This window comes from Veillonella parvula, assembly GCF_040097785.1.
Taxonomy (GTDB): Bacteria; Bacillota; Negativicutes; order Veillonellales; family Veillonellaceae; genus Veillonella; species Veillonella parvula_D.
This window is the reverse complement of the sequence record NZ_JBBNNS010000001.1, coordinates 580,349-598,649: the sequence shown is the minus strand read 5'-3', so window position 1 is coordinate 598,649 and position 18,301 is coordinate 580,349. Positions and strand designations below refer to the sequence as shown.

General features: G+C 36.4%; 16 protein-coding genes and 1 riboswitch. Of the genes, 7 read left to right on the top strand and 9 right to left on the bottom strand.

What is annotated here, in order from left to right; all coding sequences use genetic code 11:
* Positions 1-169 precede the first annotated feature (169 nt).
* Positions 170-304, bottom strand: coding sequence for a hypothetical protein (locus tag AAA071_RS02845; RefSeq protein ID WP_275946313.1), 135 nt, complete (start codon positions 302-304; stop codon positions 170-172).
* Positions 305-556: 252 nt separating this feature from the next.
* Here AAA071_RS02845 and AAA071_RS02840 point away from each other — a divergent pair, with 252 nt between their 5' ends.
* Both AAA071_RS02840 and AAA071_RS02835 read left to right on the top strand, forming a co-directional pair.
* Positions 557-2,443: an McrB family protein gene (locus AAA071_RS02840; RefSeq protein WP_021148301.1), complete on the top strand. Its 1,887-nt coding sequence runs from the start codon at positions 557-559 to the stop codon at positions 2,441-2,443.
* A complete protein-coding gene (locus AAA071_RS02835; protein WP_021148300.1) occupies positions 2,418-3,737 on the top strand; it encodes a 5-methylcytosine restriction system specificity protein McrC in 1,320 nt (439 codons plus the stop codon). The genes AAA071_RS02840 and AAA071_RS02835 overlap by 26 nt, the downstream gene beginning before the upstream one ends.
* Positions 3,738-3,849: 112 nt before the next feature.
* On the opposite strand, the gene AAA071_RS02830 is transcribed toward AAA071_RS02835, so the two are convergent.
* Positions 3,850-5,061, bottom strand: coding sequence for an L-lactate MFS transporter (locus AAA071_RS02830; RefSeq protein ID WP_287511066.1), 1,212 nt, complete (start codon positions 5,059-5,061; stop codon positions 3,850-3,852).
* 89 nt (positions 5,062-5,150) lie between these two features.
* Positions 5,151-5,238, bottom strand: a riboswitch (ZMP/ZTP riboswitch).
* 259 nt (positions 5,239-5,497) lie between these two features.
* Positions 5,498-5,632 carry a hypothetical protein gene (locus tag AAA071_RS02825; RefSeq protein ID WP_021148298.1) on the bottom strand — a complete coding sequence of 45 codons (135 nt, stop codon included), beginning with the start codon at positions 5,630-5,632 and terminating at the stop codon, positions 5,498-5,500.
* A gap of 176 nt (positions 5,633-5,808) precedes the next feature.
* Here AAA071_RS02825 and AAA071_RS02820 point away from each other — a divergent pair, with 176 nt between their 5' ends.
* Positions 5,809-6,405 (top strand): hypothetical protein, encoded by a 597-nt coding sequence (locus AAA071_RS02820; RefSeq protein WP_021148297.1) that lies wholly within the window; start codon positions 5,809-5,811, stop codon positions 6,403-6,405.
* Positions 6,406-6,606: 201 nt separating this feature from the next.
* Here AAA071_RS02820 and AAA071_RS02815 read toward each other — a convergent pair whose 3' ends face one another.
* Positions 6,607-7,266, bottom strand: coding sequence for an HAD family hydrolase (locus AAA071_RS02815; RefSeq protein ID WP_302131563.1), 660 nt, complete (start codon positions 7,264-7,266; stop codon positions 6,607-6,609).
* A 139-nt stretch (positions 7,267-7,405) separates the two neighbouring features.
* On the opposite strand from AAA071_RS02815, the gene AAA071_RS02810 reads away from it, so the two are divergent.
* A complete protein-coding gene (locus AAA071_RS02810; protein ID WP_287511147.1) occupies positions 7,406-8,245 on the top strand; it encodes a hypothetical protein in 840 nt (279 codons plus the stop codon).
* A gap of 170 nt (positions 8,246-8,415) precedes the next feature.
* Here AAA071_RS02810 and AAA071_RS02805 read toward each other — a convergent pair whose 3' ends face one another.
* Positions 8,416-9,723, bottom strand: coding sequence for an APC family permease (locus AAA071_RS02805; protein WP_287507635.1), 1,308 nt, complete (start codon positions 9,721-9,723; stop codon positions 8,416-8,418).
* Between the two features lie 15 nt (positions 9,724-9,738).
* A complete protein-coding gene (locus tag AAA071_RS02800; protein WP_287507637.1) occupies positions 9,739-10,479 on the bottom strand; it encodes a gamma-glutamyl-gamma-aminobutyrate hydrolase family protein in 741 nt (246 codons plus the stop codon).
* A 221-nt stretch (positions 10,480-10,700) separates the two neighbouring features.
* On the opposite strand from AAA071_RS02800, the gene AAA071_RS02795 reads away from it, so the two are divergent.
* Positions 10,701-11,744, top strand: a complete 1,044-nt coding sequence (locus AAA071_RS02795; RefSeq protein ID WP_302131564.1) for an AEC family transporter — start codon at positions 10,701-10,703, stop codon at positions 11,742-11,744.
* Between the two features lie 96 nt (positions 11,745-11,840).
* On the opposite strand, the gene AAA071_RS02790 is transcribed toward AAA071_RS02795, so the two are convergent.
* From AAA071_RS02790 to AAA071_RS02780, 3 genes are all read right to left on the bottom strand, one after another.
* Positions 11,841-13,397 carry a putative polysaccharide biosynthesis protein gene (locus AAA071_RS02790; protein WP_349234017.1) on the bottom strand — a complete coding sequence of 519 codons (1,557 nt, stop codon included), beginning with the start codon at positions 13,395-13,397 and terminating at the stop codon, positions 11,841-11,843.
* A 3-nt stretch (positions 13,398-13,400) separates the two neighbouring features.
* Entirely contained in the window at positions 13,401-14,330 is a 930-nt protein-coding gene (gene fba / locus AAA071_RS02785) for a class II fructose-1,6-bisphosphate aldolase (protein ID WP_004696283.1), read from the bottom strand.
* A 248-nt stretch (positions 14,331-14,578) separates the two neighbouring features.
* The gene (locus AAA071_RS02780; RefSeq protein ID WP_008601276.1) at positions 14,579-15,544 is read right to left on the bottom strand and encodes an RluA family pseudouridine synthase; all 966 of its coding nucleotides are present in this window, start codon (positions 15,542-15,544) and stop codon (positions 14,579-14,581) included.
* A 226-nt stretch (positions 15,545-15,770) separates the two neighbouring features.
* On the opposite strand from AAA071_RS02780, the gene AAA071_RS02775 reads away from it, so the two are divergent.
* Positions 15,771-17,366, top strand: coding sequence for a WG repeat-containing protein (locus tag AAA071_RS02775; protein ID WP_156697609.1), 1,596 nt, complete (start codon positions 15,771-15,773; stop codon positions 17,364-17,366).
* 413 nt (positions 17,367-17,779) lie between these two features.
* Positions 17,780-18,274 carry a YajQ family cyclic di-GMP-binding protein gene (locus tag AAA071_RS02770; protein ID WP_004696277.1) on the top strand — a complete coding sequence of 165 codons (495 nt, stop codon included), beginning with the start codon at positions 17,780-17,782 and terminating at the stop codon, positions 18,272-18,274.
* The last annotated feature ends 27 nt before the right edge of the window (positions 18,275-18,301 follow it).

Below are 18,301 nucleotides of genomic sequence, written 5' to 3'. Positions count from 1 at the left end.
AAGAAATCCTTAGATTTCTTTCCTTGTTTTAATATGATATAATTTATATCAAAGTGAGGCATAAATGGTTTCGACGCCAGACTTCGCTTCTAAAGTAAATATTTGAAGAAACGGTCTGACTTCTATGTCGGGCCTTTTTTCATACCACTATTAGAAAGCTAGCTTTCAGCTAGAGGTCAATCACTTTGCTGCCATGATAATGGTCGCTACAAGTATGCCAAAGGAAATCATGAGTGATAACACTTTGAATGTACTCATATTGATCACCGCCAATCTCTAGAAGATTAGCAAAGATTGGACCCATTTAGAGGCCTCAAATTCAATATAGTGCTGTCAATAATAAAAGTAAATAGATTAGAGGTTCCTAATAGTCACCTAGGTGACTATTAGAAACCTCTTTCGTTTAGTAACACTATTAGATGTGTTGTATTTTAATATATTACTAGAGTTACTTATTTATTTTAATGTAACTTTGCAGTAAAATGAAAATATAATGAATGAGTGTTTAATGAAGAATATATTTTAAAATATGCTTTATATTATGGGGAGGTATTTTATGTCTACAGAAAATACTATAAAGGAGAAGTTTATACTTACAATAACTGCCAACACAGTTATATCTACTGATTCACGATTCGATATTAATAATCTTGGCTTAGGAGATTATTACAAAACGTTAGATGTGAAATTTGAGAATAGTAATGGGGAGATAATCACACGTAACTATAATAAAGGCGAACGAAAAAACTCGAATCAAACTTTGCCTAGATTAGCATTTCAAATATTTGAAAAAGAAATTGTTAATTTATCTGCAGAAGAAAAAGAAATGTTTCCTGTCTGTAAATATAATCCAGATAGTGAACTAAAGCATGGGATTTACTCGAGTGTTGCATCCTTTAAACGCTATCGCAATTCCATTGAATATATGAAATATTCCTATGGAGAGGGTAGATTATTTGTCATTTATTGTTGGAACTTATTTTCTACTATTATTTTTGTTCAAGAGTGTTTAAAGCGTTTTGGCCAAGAAGGAGATAAATTTATACTTACTTATCGGGACAAAGATAGTATAGAAAGTGAAGAGAACACAATTGAAGCTACGGTTCAAGAAGAATTGGAAAAACCAATTAAAGAATATAGAAATCCATATTCACGTAAGCTCATCGAGTCTAAAAATATAATTTTTAGAGGCGCTCCTGGCACAGGAAAAACCTATTTAGCTAAGCAAATAGCTGCAGATATAATTAGTGATGGCTATTATGATAATTACGAATTGCTTAGTGATGAACAAAAGCAGCAAATTGAGTTTGTTCAATTTCATCCAAGTTACGATTATTCCGATTTTGTTGAAGGCTTACGTCCAAGAATTAATGAGGGGGTAATGCTTTTTGAATTACAAGATGGAATTTTTAAAAAATTTGTAGCTAAAGCAAGAGCAAATTATGAGAACTCCCAAAAAACACCTGAAATTATCGCTAAAGAGATCGAAGTACAAGAGGATATTACTTCCTTTTTAGATGAGGTAGAGTTTGGGGTTGATCAATTTCAGACTATGAAGGGAAGTACTTTTTATATATCAAGTATAGATGGAAAGTATATTTATATTACGATACCAGAGAATAATATCGTAAATAAACTATCTATTAATATAGTTGACATTAAAAAAATGCTTGAGTCTGGAGTAGATTTTAAAAAGGTTAAAGATATATCAACATTCTTTGGTAAAACATTTAATGTTCAGGTATATTCTTATTATTTTGCTATCTTTCAAGCTATTAAAAAAAGTAGAAAAGCACGAATTAAACCAACTGTAGAATCCGAAAAACTTAAGAAATATATTTTTATAATTGATGAAATTAATCGTGGGGAAATTTCAAAAATCTTTGGTGAGTTATTCTTTGCTATTGACCCAGGCTATCGTGGTAGAGCAGGAGCGATATCTACTCAATATTCCACTATGAGTTCTAATGAAGAGAAATTCTATATCCCTGAAAATGTTTATATTATTGGGACTATGAATGATATAGATCGCTCTGTTGATAGTTTTGATTTTGCAATGAGACGGCGTTTCCGATTTATTGAAATTAAAGCTGATTCTACTACAGATATGTTAGATGGGTTAACTAACATTAATATAAATTTAGATAGTTTAGAAAATGACACTTTGAAAGAAGACGCTCTGAATCGAATGGAACGTCTTAATAAAGCTATCGTTGAAGTTGAAGGGCTAAATGAAAATTACCAAATTGGTGCAGCTTACTTTTTAAAACTAAAAACATTGGATTTTAATCAATTATGGGAAGACTATTTACAGCCATTATTACAAGAGTATATCCAAGGTCTATATAATGAAGCTGAAATAATGACAACCTTTGCTAAAGCATATGGTTATAAAGAGGATAAAATAGGAGATGGCAATGGAACCTTTGAAAATAAAGGATAATACTTCTTATAACTCCTCTATTATGTTAAATTGCAAAAATCTTACTAACTGTATATTGAATAAAACGTTACACCAACTTGAGCATGAGGGACTTTTTATCTTTCCTCGTTATATAAATAACTCCGAAGATCTGACAAGAGATCAATTGGTTTTACAAACTATTAATAATTCTATACGCACTGGAAATGTTATGGGGGTTGTAGGCCATGGTACGGAGCGTTTAATTATTGAATCTCGCTTTAGTAATAATAGAAACGATTATTTTTTTAAGTATTTGTTGAAGAGAGTACTCGACTTACCTAATATTGTAGATTTAGAAACTGATGCAAATAAAGACAAACAGTTATTTAACCTTCTACTATTCATGTTTCCTCAATATTTAAGAGCTGCTATGCGGAAAGGGCTTTATAAAGAGTATATTAATAGGAAGAGTAATGATTCGAATATAAAAGGTATAATCGATATTCCTCGACATATTAATAAAAACACGCCTTTTATAGGTAAAATTGCTTATAATGAAAGATTATTTTCATATGATAATTCGCTAATCCAGCTTGTAAGGCATACAATTGAAGTTATTAAAGGTATCCAAGTCGGCCATAATATATTGTTTAATATAAAGGATGAAGTAAAGCTAATTGTTAATGCGACACCAACATATGAAATCTATGATCGACAAGCCATTATAAAAAGTAATGAAAGGAATATCGTTCGTCACGCTTATTATAAAGAGTACGCCGCATTACAAAGATTATGTTTAATGATTTTACGGTATCAAAAACATGAGTTTGGTTTTAATAGTCAGAAAATCTTTGGCATCCTTTTTGATGGTGCTTGGTTATGGGAAGAATATATAAATATTTTAGTTAGTGATATTTTTTACCATCCTATGAATAAATCCCAAAGAGAAGCACAATATTTGTTTAATAATGAGGGAAGAATATACCCAGACTTTATTAGTAGAGTTGATAAGCCACGGGTTATTGCGGATGCAAAGTATAAACCTATAAAAAATATTAAGAACAAAGATTATCTACAGGTATTAGCCTATATGTACAGATTTGATGCCAAAAAAGGATATTATTTTTATCCTGATATTAACCATCAGGAGTCATTCCAGTTAAAGCTAAATAGCGGATCTACCTATGAAAATAATGTTATGGGCCGTAATGATATTAGTATTATAAAACTCGGGCTGGAGATACCTCAGGGGTGTAATGATTACTATGACTTCGTGGACGAAATTCAACTAAATGAAGAGAGATTTATTAATAATCTTAAGGCGATACTATAATAGTATTCATTACGAATGTAAATTAAATTGGATTTGCTAATAATCATATATGATTATTGAAAAAACGGTCTGACTTCTATGTCAGACCGTTTTTTATATTAAATAGTAAGTATCAGTTATGCAGTCCTCGCTTGCCGTATATTTTTAAGATTATAGCAATAATTGTATTTAATACGAATAGAAGAGCAAAGCATAATAAGGCTGTAGTATAGCCATATCCGGCTTCGTGAAAGTATGATACGAGCATAGGTCCAGCAATACCTGCTAATCCCCAAGCGGTTAGGATACGGCCGTGAATAGTAGAAAGCTGGCGTATGCCATAGAGATCCGCAAGATAAGCTGGCATACAGGAGAAGCCGCCGCCATAGCAGGTGATAATAAGAAGGATTAAAATTTGGAATGTTAAAACACTATTTGTTTCGGCGAGTAAATAGAATGCGATGATTTGTATAATAAAGAATAGTATGTAAGTTTGTGCTCGCCCAAGGTAATCAGAGATAGTAGACCATGCAATGCGCCCACCGCCATTGAAGATACCGATGATACCAACCAGTGATGCAGCTGCTGTAGGTGTCATACCAATGGCTTCTTGCGCCATAGGGGAGGCTAAGGATAGTAGGCCTATACCACAGGTAATATTAATAAAGAATACCCACCAAAGGGCCCCGAATTGCCAAGTTTTCATGGCATCATTGGCTAGCATGCCATGGGTATGAACGTACATGGTGGATTTATCTTTCGTAGTTCGAGTTGGGTGTTTTGGTTGAGGTGCTTTCAAATATAGCGAAGAGGCGCTCATAATTACGAGATAGATTACACCGAGGATAATGAAAGTATCCACCAATCCAACCTGAGCTACAAGGTATTGCATAAGAGGCCCTGCAATGAGAGAAGCAAACCCAAAACCCATAATAGCTAAACCAGTAGCAAATCCTGGGCGATTTGGAAAGTATTTCACGAGTGTAGAAACTGGTGTTATATAACCAATGCCTAGTCCAATGCCACCGATGATGCCGTAGAAGAGATAGAGTAAGGTAAGATTGTGTATGCTAAGTGCATAGGCCGTACCCAATAATCCGGTTACCCAGAATAACATAGCGAGAAGTCCACTTTTCTTAGGACCAATTTTTTCTGCAAAGGATCCAAGAAAGCCCGCAGATAGTCCGAGTATTAAAATGGCTAATGAGAATGTCCATGTTGTTTGCGATAAAGTAAAACCCATATCTGCCATAATAGGACGTGTGAGTACGCTCCATGCATATACGCTACCAATGGATATGTGCAGACCAATGGCTGCTAATGCAATAAACCAACGATTTCTCATAAGAAAACTCCTTTCATATAGGTGAGATATTCAGATATAGATAAAGAAGCATTTGTTACGGGAAGGCAATAAAAAAGACCATCTGAACAAAAGCTTGCCCAGACGGTCGGCTATTACACGATGTGTGCTACTGTGCATGTAGTTAATTCTACGTATCCGTCAGCCCAGTAGGAATATATTACAAATATAGCAATTGAAAGGACATCTTGTCGGTGATATAAGTCACTATCGTATGCACTATAAGGCTTTATAAAAGAAAAGAAGGAAAGAAACAATTCGATTCCTTTCTGTGTTTAGATATGATATAATTTATATAAAAGTGAGGCATAAATGGTTTCGACGCCAGACTTCGCTTCTAGAATTTAATGTTGAAGAAACGGTCTGACTCTCAATGTCGGGCCTTTTTTCATACCACGATTAGAAAGCTAGCTTTTAGCTAGAGGTCAATCACTTTGCTGCCATGATAATGGTCGCCACAAGTATGCCAAAGGAAATCATGAGCGATAACACTTTGAATGTACTCATATTGATCACCGCCAATCTCTAGAAGATTAGCAAAGGCTGGACCCATTTAGAGGCCTCAAGTTCAATATAGTGTTGTGAATAATAAAAGTAAATAGATTAGAGGTTCCTAATAGTCACCTAGGTGACCAATAGGAACCTCTTTCGTTTTGTAATTACTATCATAAAAACGAATTAACTATGTTACAATACAATTAATATTAGTGTTTAGTGGGGGAGATATTTATGAAACGTTGTATTACATTACTAAGTTTAGGTTTGTGTTTAGCGGCACCAATGCTTTCAAACGCTAACGATATTAGACCTCTAATACATGTTACGAATATACATAATGGTCAATATGATGAGGGTTTAGATGCTATTACAGAAACCAAGTTTTTTGGTCCGTATCAGTTCCGTGTATTGAAGGGCTCTGTGGAGACTAAAGGGGAAACTAAAGATATAGATGGCAGAGCCTTTAGAACCTCTGATGGTGTCTTCATGCATGTGAAGGCTAGATCTATCGATAATACAAGTATTTCTTTAGATAAAGAGATTGAAAAAATTGTTAAAGATAGAACGGTTCCTGAACCTACTGCAAAGATGGTATTGCCTATTAAGTATGATGTAACAGAGGTCGATAATGATGGTGTGCGTAGTTTACTAGCCGAATTTATGTATGGCTGGCCATTACATAATAGGACGGATATGGTATTAGTTACTGATTATGAAGACACTCGTTACTATTATAAGTTGCAGTTTTATAGAGACAAGTTACCAAATGGTGTTCGCATTGAGCAGTTGCGCCAGATGATTATGGATGCGCAGTTTAGTTATAAATAAGGTGTTTTTGATCAGACTTCCATATTTGTGTATCCTAATGTATTTAGTCAGTCTGTAATATTTAGCTGAACGGGTATAGTAAAAGTAAATTAAAAAGAGGTTCTTATGAGTCAACTTGTGACCATCAGGAACCTCTTTTGTTGCGCAAGAGTTTATATAGTTTTCAAACTATTATAATATGCTTTTACCTAAAGGAAATTATTATTTAGTTAAGCTTTCAACAATGCTTACAATATCGGCTGCTTTTCGGGCAATATGTGTTACGCCTAGTTCTTGGTGGAGGGATTCTTCTCTAAAGCCCCATGTAACACCGATACAGAGTAGACCAGAGTTTTTCGCAGTAGCTACGTCAACTTCAGAGTCACCTACATAAATAGATTCTTCTGGTGTAGACCTTAGTTCTTTTAACGCTTGAAGTACCATGTCTGGTGCTGGTTTACGTTGTAAGCCAGGTCTTTCACCAATGGCAACAGGTAAGCGGTCGCCAAAGTACTCTTTATTGAGTGGTGTTACACCTTCTTGGATTTTGTTGGATACGATAGCTAATTTATAGCCCTTTTCACGTAATACATCTAGCATATCTAGGATGTCTGGGTAGGGCGCTGTTGTGTCTTTTAAATGCTTACCATAGTAAGCTTTGAATTCCTCAATGTATGGCTCTAATTCATGATCAGCTACTGTACTTGGGAGACACTGACGCATTAAATATGTTACTGCATTACCGAGTGCTGCTTTTATCTCTGCTAGAGATTTTTCCGGGAAGTTATGTGTACGTAGAACATGATTTACGGCGTTAGCTAAATCTGTAGCCGTATTGAGCAATGTGCCGTCGCAGTCAAAAACGATAGTCGTATATTTCATAGGAGCCTCCGATATTAAATCAATATGTACTTTTTAAGTATATGATAAATATGTAGAAAATCAAGAGAATAGACCTATTAGTTACTATAATTGTGTTACAATAATAAGGAGTATAAGTACAGTGTATAGGAGGCGTAGTATGACTGAAATACAAGCTCTTTTATTGATAAAATCTATTCTTGAGTCCGCAGATATTCATGGTATTGAAAACATTTTGGCTAAGGATTGTGAATACATGTCCACAGGTCGAGGTATTATCGGTCGTAATCGAAATGAAACGATTGAGTTTTTGTCCTCTATGGCTGAGTCTATTAAGGCTGATAATGTGCCTGTTACGTGCAAGGTCATGCATATTACCGATGTGTATGAGGAGGATGCGCTATTTCACGAGGGTCGTCATGGTTTAACCGTTTCTTATGAAAGTGACGATAACTATGTGTACATGATTTTTGTAGACGTAAATGATGAAGGCCTTGTAGATCGTATCGTTTCAAGCCAAGAAAATTATAGTATTGAGTATGATGATCTTCGTTTTGGCACTGATGAAAGCGAATATGCTTTTATTTCTGCACCAACCACTGTGAAAGACTGGATTACAGTCCTTAGTATGTGGTTAGAAACGGCAAATGTAGATATTGATGATTTCTATCAATATATCGATGAAGACACGCGCGTTGTATTCCAAAAAGGTGATGCTGAATCCATTACCCTTGAAAGCGGTCTTGATGTAGAGGATTACTTTGATCAATTAATGAATCAACACTTTGATGCGGTGCCTCATATCATTCGAGATGAAGAGGATGGATTAATCTTAACCTACGGCCCTATGAGTGCCATTGCTACCCTCAATGAAGAGGGAGCATTAGCTCTTATCAGTATCTATATCGACACCCGTGATGAAGATGAAGCGACTGAAGAGGTTGGTTATATCGAAGAGGACTTAACGAAGGAAACTATTATTGAAGAGGATCTATATTAGTCGATACTACTCATTTGATATATCTAATCTAATTAGGATTAATAGATAAAACTTAGGATTAATAGATAAAACAAAAACTACCAATTAAACATATATCTTTTAAACAGACCTTCTACTAAGGAAGGATAAGCCACTAGATATTATGAATAACTGGTAGTTTTTTGTATTATTTACATTTCGTCATGGCCTTTAATGAGACCAGCTTTTTTCTTTTTCCAGTAGGAGTAGTAGAATGGCAAGATTACGATACAGCCGCCTAGCCCCCATAATAATTGGTTTGTTTGTGCTTGTGCCAACATCCAAAGGGATGTGCCGATAGCAATGACAGGAATTAAGTAGCCACCAGGAATTGTGTAGGAGCGAGCTTTATCAGCCCATTTGCGGCGGAAGATAATGACAGCTAAACACGTTGGTAGATATTGTGTAAAACGAGATACCGCGCTGATTGCTGCTAGTGTTGTAAAGGAACCGGACCAGGCAAGTAAAACACTAGCAATGGCAGTAACGATAGCTGCTACATATGGTGCATTGTAACGATTACGTTTTGCCAAAGCACTTGGTAACATACCATCCTCTGCCATGGATGTTGCCACACGAGGAGCATAGTAAGCTTCGGCAAAGTTGATACCACCCATAGAGATCAATGTACCTATTAATACGATATACATACCAATAGGTCCAACGATCACATTGAATGCATCTTGTACTGGAGCCTTGGTATTTGCTAAGTCAGTACCGAGTACACCAATAGATACGGCGAGGATTGCCATATACAGAACGGATACGAGAAGCATACACATGATAATAGCACGTGGTAAATTCTTTTTTGGATTTTTCATATCTTCTGCAGCAATGGCAATAACTTCAAATCCTGTATACGCAAAGAATAGAAGTACTGCTGCTTGTGCAAATGATCCATCTACATAGGTATCTTGTGGGAATACAGGCGTAAAGTTAGCACCATTAATAAAGAAGATACCAATTGCAATGAATAGGGTAAGCGGAACTAACTTAGAGATAGTAATTAAGTTATTAACGAATTTTGATACATTAACACCAAATATATTTACAACCGTAAGACCTACAATTAAGATAAATGAAATGACATCCTTTGCAAAATCACCACTTAAAGCTGGTACTGCAGCACCTAATGCTGTAGCAAAGCCAACGGCCATAGCCGCCCATGCAATAACGGTTACGATCCATTTTAGAACACCTACTTCAAAGGCCCAGAAATCACCTAATGCATGTTTTGCATATAGATAAGGACCTCCATTACGTGTAAATAGGCTGGCTGCCTCTGCAAAGCAAAGGGCGATACAACCTGCGATAATGGCGTCAAATAATAGGACGCCTAAGCTAGCGGAACCAATTATAGAATATGCTTTGTTTGGTAGTAGGAAAATACCTGTTCCTACAATACCATTGATGCCTAGGAGTACAATACTCCAAAAGCCAAATTTTCCTGTTTCTTTCATGATACAATCTTCCTACTATTTAGTTATATTTTCTCGAACTGCTTTTACGAATGCAGTAAATAAACGCTTGGCATTATCGTCATTTGTAGACATCATTTCTGGGTGGAACTGACAGGCTACTAACCAAGGATAAGATGGATCCTCTAAACCCTCTACAGTACCATCCTTAGCTCTTGCTACAACTTGTAATCCTCTACCGACATTTTTAACTGTTTGGTGATGATGGGAGTTCGTAATCCAAGTATTGCAACCTATAGCACTAGCTAGTTTTGATTTGGAATCAATTTCTACAGTATGGGTGCCAAGAGAAGGTGTTTGATTCTGAGAGTGTTTTATTGTACAGTTTTGATCATATTTTAAATCTTGGAATAAAGAGCCGCCACGATATACATTTAAGATTTGTAAACCACGACAGATACAAAAGATGGGAATTTGTTTTTCTTCTGCTGCTTTGATTAAAGCAAAATCGAATTGATCGCGCTCCGGAAATACATCACCAAGACCTTGCAAAGGTTCTTCTCCATAGTGAAGAGGGTATACATCATGACCGCCGGATAATAGCAAGCCGTCAAGCCTTGCTACCGTTTCGCGAGCTACATCAAGATTTTCGGTAAATGGAATTATAATAGGAATGCCACCAGTCTCCTCAATAGAACGAGGATAATCTTGGTTTACGTAAGAACGTAATAAATCTACGTAAGGTCCACCATTATCTCGTAAGATATTGCCAGATATGCCAATGAATGGTTTCGTCATAATATCACCTCATATGTGTAAAAATCTGTACAACCTGATGTTAGTGTATCAGATTTTTATGGATAAAAACACTACTAATAGATATAATTATAAGACTTATAATAGAGAAAATATGTTAAAGTTGATACATTTTACTATATTTTCTTTCCAGATATAGTTGTATCTGTTTATTGCGAAACATGGTATGATAGACTACGAATGAACTGTGCGGGAGGTTTACTATGGTTTTTCTAACATCCTTACAAAGTATCATACCTATTGTACTACTTATTTTGTTAGGATATATATTAAAAGGGCGGGGCATGTTTAACCCCACTTTTAGCGGTAACTTATCGCGATTTATCATGTCGGTTGCATTACCAGCGGGAGTATTTGTATCTGTATTGCATCACTTACATACTTCAGATATTTGGAATTTACGATATGGCATGTTAGTGGTTGTCCTAACATATGTTATCGCATATATCGTAGCGTTTATCATGATGAAAATGTTGAAAGTTCCTAAAGGACGACGTGGTATTTTTATCAATATGGTAGTAAATGATAACTGCTTGTTTATTGGGTTACCAGTGCAAATTGCACTCTTTGGTCAAGATGCGCTGCCGTATTTTCTGTTATATTACATCGGTAACACTATTTCCGTATGGATGGTGGGGGTATTCCTTATAGAACTAGATCCACTGCCAAATTCTGAAGTAAATTTTAATAATGGCTCCAATAAGATTGATAGTATAAATAATAGTTCAGAATCTACTGAAGGTAAAAGCAAGAAACCTAAATTTGATTGGAAGAAGTTATTACCACCACCATTGATAGGTTTTTTTGTGGCCTTAATCTTCTTGTTTTTTGAAATTCCTTTACTTCCAATTTTGCATACTACCTTGAATTACTTAGGCGATATGGTAACCCCATTATCCTTGATTTATATAGGTATTGTACTTCATGATGCGGGCTTAAAAAGCATGCGTTTAAATAAAGACTCCATCGGTGGAATTGTAGGACGATTTGTCATTTCTCCGATTATCATGTTCTGTCTGATTACGGTCTTACAATATGGAGCAGGCATTGTATTAGAGCCAATCGCAATCATTATCTTTGTTGTACAATCAGCAGGACCAGTCATTGCTGTATTACCAATTGTAGCTAATGAATCAAAATCTGATTTGCCATTTGCTACAGGTCTAGTTATGATTAGTACCATATTATTTGTTGTAGTAATTCCAATCATAATGGAAATTTTAACAATGATAGGTATACAAGCTTAAAATAAGAAAAAGATTAAAATAAGTAAATAAAAAATAGGTTCCTAATGGTCATATAGGTGACTATTAGGAACCTATTTTTATGTAAGTATATACAGCTTATCTAAAAAATCTACCAATGAGTGGCATGCTTGCGCCATCATTTTTATTAAGTCCTTTTAGAAGAACCATGATAATAACGTAGAGCAATAAGCCTTCGATACCAGTGAGTATAAAGTTAGCCCACATTGGTAAGATATCTGTTAAATAGTGGTAACTCAAGAAGATGAGGATACCCATAACACCGGCACTGACCACATTTTTCCATAGTAAGGAAATATCTAGGAAGTAGCCTGTGTATTTTTTGATGTAAATCAAGTTAAGTAATGCGGCGAAGCCAATATCAGCAACGGTTGCCCAGGCGGCACCGCCGATGCCTAGCCAAGGAATAGCCGTCAGTGTCCAGTTAAGGATGACCTTGATTATGAGGGAAATCCCCATATTTATGACTGGAATACGTGGTCTGTTGAGACCTTGTAGAATACCTGTTGTTACTTGATGTACACCTAGGAAGAATATAGAGAATGCCGTGATTTGCGTTGCTAGTTCTGCCTTAGGCGCATTGTAAATCAGTGTAACAGTTGGGGCAGCAAGTACATATAATAGCACTGTAAATGGTACGGTTGCCATAAATGTTAAACGCATAGAGCCAGCAGTGCGATCATATATACCTTGATGATCGCGTTTTGCAAAGGCATGAGAGATAGCTGGTACAATGCTTGTCGCAAGGGCTGCGGTAATGATGGTAGCCAAGTTGATAAGCGGTACCGCCATCCCAGTAAGGTAACCGAAGAGTTCTGTTACTTCGTTCATTGGGAACCCAGCATCTAATAAGCGACGTGGTACGATAAGTAAGTCGAGATTTGCCGTCAACGGTAACATGATACTTGCTAAGGAAATTGGTATGGACAATGTTAAGAGTCGTGACAAAATTTCTTTAGCTGATTCACGAGGGCCATCATAGCTTTCACCAGTACTACTAGCTTTAGGTAATTTGTAGTAATAATACAACAGCACCAGGAAGGCTCCAAAAGCACCTACACCTGCACCCAAGCTAGCACCACCTGCTGCGGCTGGTAAACCGTAAGGTAATAAAATAGCAGCAGCACCGAGCATAACGATAACCCGTAGCAATTGTTCTACAATTTGGCTAATCGCTGTGGGCGTCATCATTTCATAGCCTTGGATATACCCGCGGAAACAGGAAATCCATGTTACAAAGAATACTGCCGGAGCGAGCGCGATGATAGAGTAGTAGGCACGGCTTTCAGCAATGAGACCACTAGAGATTAACCAATCTGCACCAAAGTACATGGCAAGACTGGCGATAAAACCTGTTATAGTCAACATTGTAAAAGAAATATTGAATACTCTCTTAGCACCACCAAAGTCGTGTAAGGCTAATCGTTCTGCCGTCAAAATAGAGATGGCAATCGGCACACCTGCGCTCGAAATTTGTAATAGTAACAAATAGATAGGAAAGGCCATCTGATAGATACCGATGCCTTCACCACCTAAGATGCGAGATAGAAGAATCCAGTTGATACTACCGATGGCTTTCACTACGAAACCGGCAATTGTTAAAATTAAGGTTCCTTTTAAAAATCCACTAGCCATTGATTATAGTTTGTTAGAAGAACCTAATACATTTTTAATTTTGTGAGCTACCATGCCTTTAATAGCATCACGAGCAGGTCCTAAATATTTGCGTGGGTCAAACTCAGATGGGTTTTGAGCCAAGTATTCACGTACAGATGCAGTCATAGCAAGGCGAAGGTCTGTATCAATATTGATTTTGCAAACCGCCATTTGAGCTGCTTTGCGAAGCATTTCTTCAGGTACGCCTTGTGCACCAGGGATGTTGCCACCAAATTCATTACATTTTGCTACGAATTCAGGCAATACGGAGGATGCCCCATGCAATACGATTGGGAAGTTAGGCAATAATTCGCCCACTTTTTTCAAACGATCGAAATCCAGGTAAGGGTTGCCTTTGAATTTGTATGCACCGTGGCTAGTACCAATAGCGATTGCTAAGGAGTCTACACCTGTGAGATGGACAAATTCAGCAGCTTGTTCAGGATCAGTGAAGCGAGCATCTGCATCAGATACATTTACATCATCTTCAACGCCTGCTAAACGGCCCAATTCTGCTTCTACTACAACGCCGTGAGCGTGAGCATATTCAACAACTTGTTTTGTGATTTTTACGTTTTCATCGAAATCATGATGAGATGCATCAATCATAACAGATGTAAAACCACCATCTACACAGTCTTTACAAATTTCGAAGGAATCGCCGTGGTCAAGGTGAAGAGCGATTGGTAGATTGCTGTCTTCAAGAGCGGCTTCCACAAGTTTTACAAGGTAAATATGTTTAGCATATTTACGTGCGCCTGCAGATACTTGCAAGATAAGAGGAGATTGTTCCTCTTTTGCTGCATCTACAATACCTTGTACGATTTCCATGTTGTTTACATTGAAAGCGCCAACAGCATAGCCGCCTTCATAGGCTTTTTTGAACATTTCTGTAGTAGTAACTAATGGCATGTTGTCCTCCTTGGCCATAGGGCCTGTTATATCATGTTATTAATACCGTGACTGCTAATATTTCTAGTTTGTAAGAACTAGATGCATTTCTGTTATTGCAATCATATATCAATTCAAGTTAAGTATATCAAGAAACACTATAAAGGGCCAATATTTTTTGTATAACTTATGCATAAATTTCGTCTTATTTTGTGACCCATGTGGGTTATTTCTGTGTGTTAGCATTTATTTAGTGGTGTTATATCAGCTCAATCGTTCAGCAATACATTCATATCCTCTGGCATCTCTGCATGCAGTTCGATCCATTCATTTGTTATGGGATGGTAAAAGCTTACGTGCGATGCATGCAGTGCTTGGCGTTGAATAAATTCTAGATGACCACCGTATAAGTCATCACCAGCTAGTGGATACCCTAGTTGAGATAAATGAACTCGAATCTGATGAGTGCGCCCTGTGTGTAATAAGCATTGCACATGAGTAAAGTGATTATGATCTATTAGAGAGTTGTCAGTTGGACATATATTACTATTATTAATCAAATTATCAGAGTTGTTTTTACTATAGTTAATTTTGCTTGTATTTTTACTAATCACTGTTATATCTGTGCGAGCCGGCTTTCCTTGGTCTGTACAACAACGCTCAATGATACTGCCTGGTTTACGACCTATAGGCCAGTTAATGCTTATAGGCACAGACGGGAGATGTCCTTCTACAATGGCGTCGTAGCTTTTGTAAAAATAGGTGTGTTTTTTATCAAAAGCATGTTGGACCACTGATGTTTTAGCAATGATGACAATACCTGAGGTATCCTTATCTAATCGGTGTACGGGATGGAAATCATAATGCTGATTTGTTTCTTGGTAGTAATGAAGTACACCATTTGCTAGCGTATGATCTCGTACGGTAGAAGTAGGGTGCATAAGAATACCAGCCGCCTTATTAATGACTAAAATATATTCGTCCTCATATATGATATCTAGTTCCATAGGGCTTAAACTAAACTCTTGCTCTGGTGTTAACTTCATAATGAGATGATCGCCACCGTGAATGAGCGTATTCCAGGTAGCAGGTTTACCATTAATTGTTATGATGCCATCACTTCGTAAACGTCGTCTCATGCGCTGGGAGATATGCTGTTGTTTTATAATATGATTTATAGATTGTGTGTGTACATCAGAATCTACAATTAAGTCGATTATTGTTGCTGTTTTCATACGTATTATTATAACAAATAAAATAAAAATGAAGAATTTTTCATAATTCGTTGTTTTTATGAAGGTCCATATAGTATAATTTGAATTATTAAATTTTATACATTATTTATGTGTGAACTTTTTTTACTGTAAAACCGTGTGTTTAGTTATAACAGTATATTTTATGAACTATATATGTATGTTAATGACTGTATGGTTATAGCTTATTCTATAAAAGGAGAGGTTTATGAATATTAACAAGAAATCTGTATTAGTCGCATGTGTGTTAGCGGCTATGTCTACAACAACTTTTGCGGCATCTACTACAACATCTACTAGTAGCACAACGGTAACAAATCACGATACACCAACATCTACTAGTACACGTGTAACTCGTGAGCAACATACAACGACTACATCAACTTCTACTGTGCGTACAGAGAGCTCTAGCTCCACTAAAAGCACAAAAGCTAGTGTAGGTGTTATGACTCCTCAAAAAATTGAAGAGCGTAGTGCACTTTCTGGCTATATAGCAGCTGATGTGGCGAGTGCATTAAATCCTTATCGCAATGCACCTAAATCTTTAAAATCTGGTAAAGGCACTACTTTCAAAAATGACGAAGTCCTTGAACATGGTGTATTAGCAGCTATGAAACAAGGTGGTAAATGGGGTGTTATCCGTCCAGACGGTACCGTTGCCATTGAGCCTAAGTATAAAGAAATTAAAGATGTTGATTATAAAACGGGCAATGTGTTAGCTCAAGTAGATAAGAAAACAGACACTTGGGTTACGCCTAAGGGTGTAGAAATCTCTGAAGAGGAAGCTTTAAAAGAACGTGTAAAACAAGAAGCAACTCAAGAGTATGCAAGTGATTCTTATGTAGAGTTTAAAGAAAAAGGTAAATATGGCTTTAAAACTACTGATGATAAAGTAGTGATTGCTCCACAATTCCGTCAAATCGTGACTGGATTTAGCGAAGACCGTGCTTTTGTTAAAAATGCTAAAGGTAAAATCGTAGCGATTGATGGTACTGGTAAAGAATTATTTAATGCTCCATCTAAAGAGGTATATAGATACCGTAATGGTCTGGCTGAATACCGCCGCTCTGTGAGTGGCTTTAATTTAGGTGGTCTTGTAGGTGGCTTCATCGTGGGCGGTATCCTTGGAGGTGCGCTTTTAGGTGGTCAACATTATCACGTAGGTGGTTTTGCCTATGATGGTGCAAAACGTGGCTATATCGATCGTTCTGGTAATATCGTAATCGACAGCAAAAAAGATAAAGTATGGCCTATCACAGCTTATGGTACGGTAATCAAAGATGCTGGTAACTTATACTTTGTGAACCGTAAAGGTGAAGTTGTTATTCAACCAGGCGATTACGATGCAGGTGAAATGGATAAATTAAATGGTCTATTAGCGTTAAGAGACAATAAGACTGAGAAATGGGGCATTTTCGATGTATCAACAGGTAAGCAAGTAGTAACCTTCAAATATGATTCTATTTCCTTTGCAGGGACTGATCGTTTAGTGGTTGTGAAAGATCATGTTAAAAACCTTATCGATATGAATAGTGGTAAATCCTTGTATTCTGCTCAAACAGAAGCAACTATTGAACCGTTCAACAACGATACTGTAACATGGGTTCATACTGGTAAAGAGGGCTATACAATCATAGATAATAATGGTCATATTTTATTTAGAGATACAAACAAACTTATTGAAGACGCTAAGTCCTTTAACCATGGTTTCAGCTCTGTTAAGTCTAAAGGTAAATGGGGAATCATGAACTCCAAAGGCGAATGGCTTGTACAACCTACATATGATGCGGTAAACGTTTTATAATATAATGGGTTGTAGAATTCCTTTGAATTTGTATTGTCTTTAGTTTTGGCTTAATTAGTATTTTTAGTTATAGTTCTTAGCTATAAACTAAATACAACATAATAGCGTTATACAGAAACTAGCAATGTACATGTATTATGTATGTTGCTAGTTTTTTATATTATTGTCTTGTATATTGCGTTGCATAACCGTATTAGAGAACTTTCACTATACTTATAAAAGCTTCATTAATACATAGCTAACAATTATAATTAAGAAAATCGATTTACCTAGAAAATAAGCGTATTTTAAGGTATAATTATAGAGATGTATTCCGATTTGGTGTAGTTTTACACTTTCACTTGGAATATGAGGATGATGAAAGTAATGCTATGAACCTTATGCCCAACAGGTTCAGGTGTAGGAGGTATAAAATGGCTAAAGATTGTTCCTTTGATGTTGTGTCTGAAGTGGATATGCAGGAAGTGGATAATGCGGTAAACCAAGCGAAAAAAGAGATTGGTACGCGCTATGATTTCCGTGGCTCTAAAGCAGAAATTAGTCTTGAAGGCGACACTATCAAAATCATCGGTGATGATGAATATAAATTGAATGCCATTATCGATGTTTTAAAAGGCAAGATGGTTAAACGTAACGTAGCAATTAAAAATCTTGACTACGGTAAAGTTGAACCAGCAGCAGGTGCAACAGTTCGCCAAATCATTACTATTAAAAAAGGCATTACTAAAGAAAATGCTAAAGAAGTAGTAAAAGCAATTAAAAACATGAAAATTAAGGTACAAGCATCTATCCAAGAGGATCAAGTGCGCGTATCTGGTAAGGATAAAGATGATTTGCAAGCAGTAATCCAAATGCTAAAACAATTGGATATCCCTGTAGAATTGCAATTCGTTAACTTCCGTTCTTAATACTATATGTCCATAGGATAGGTTAGT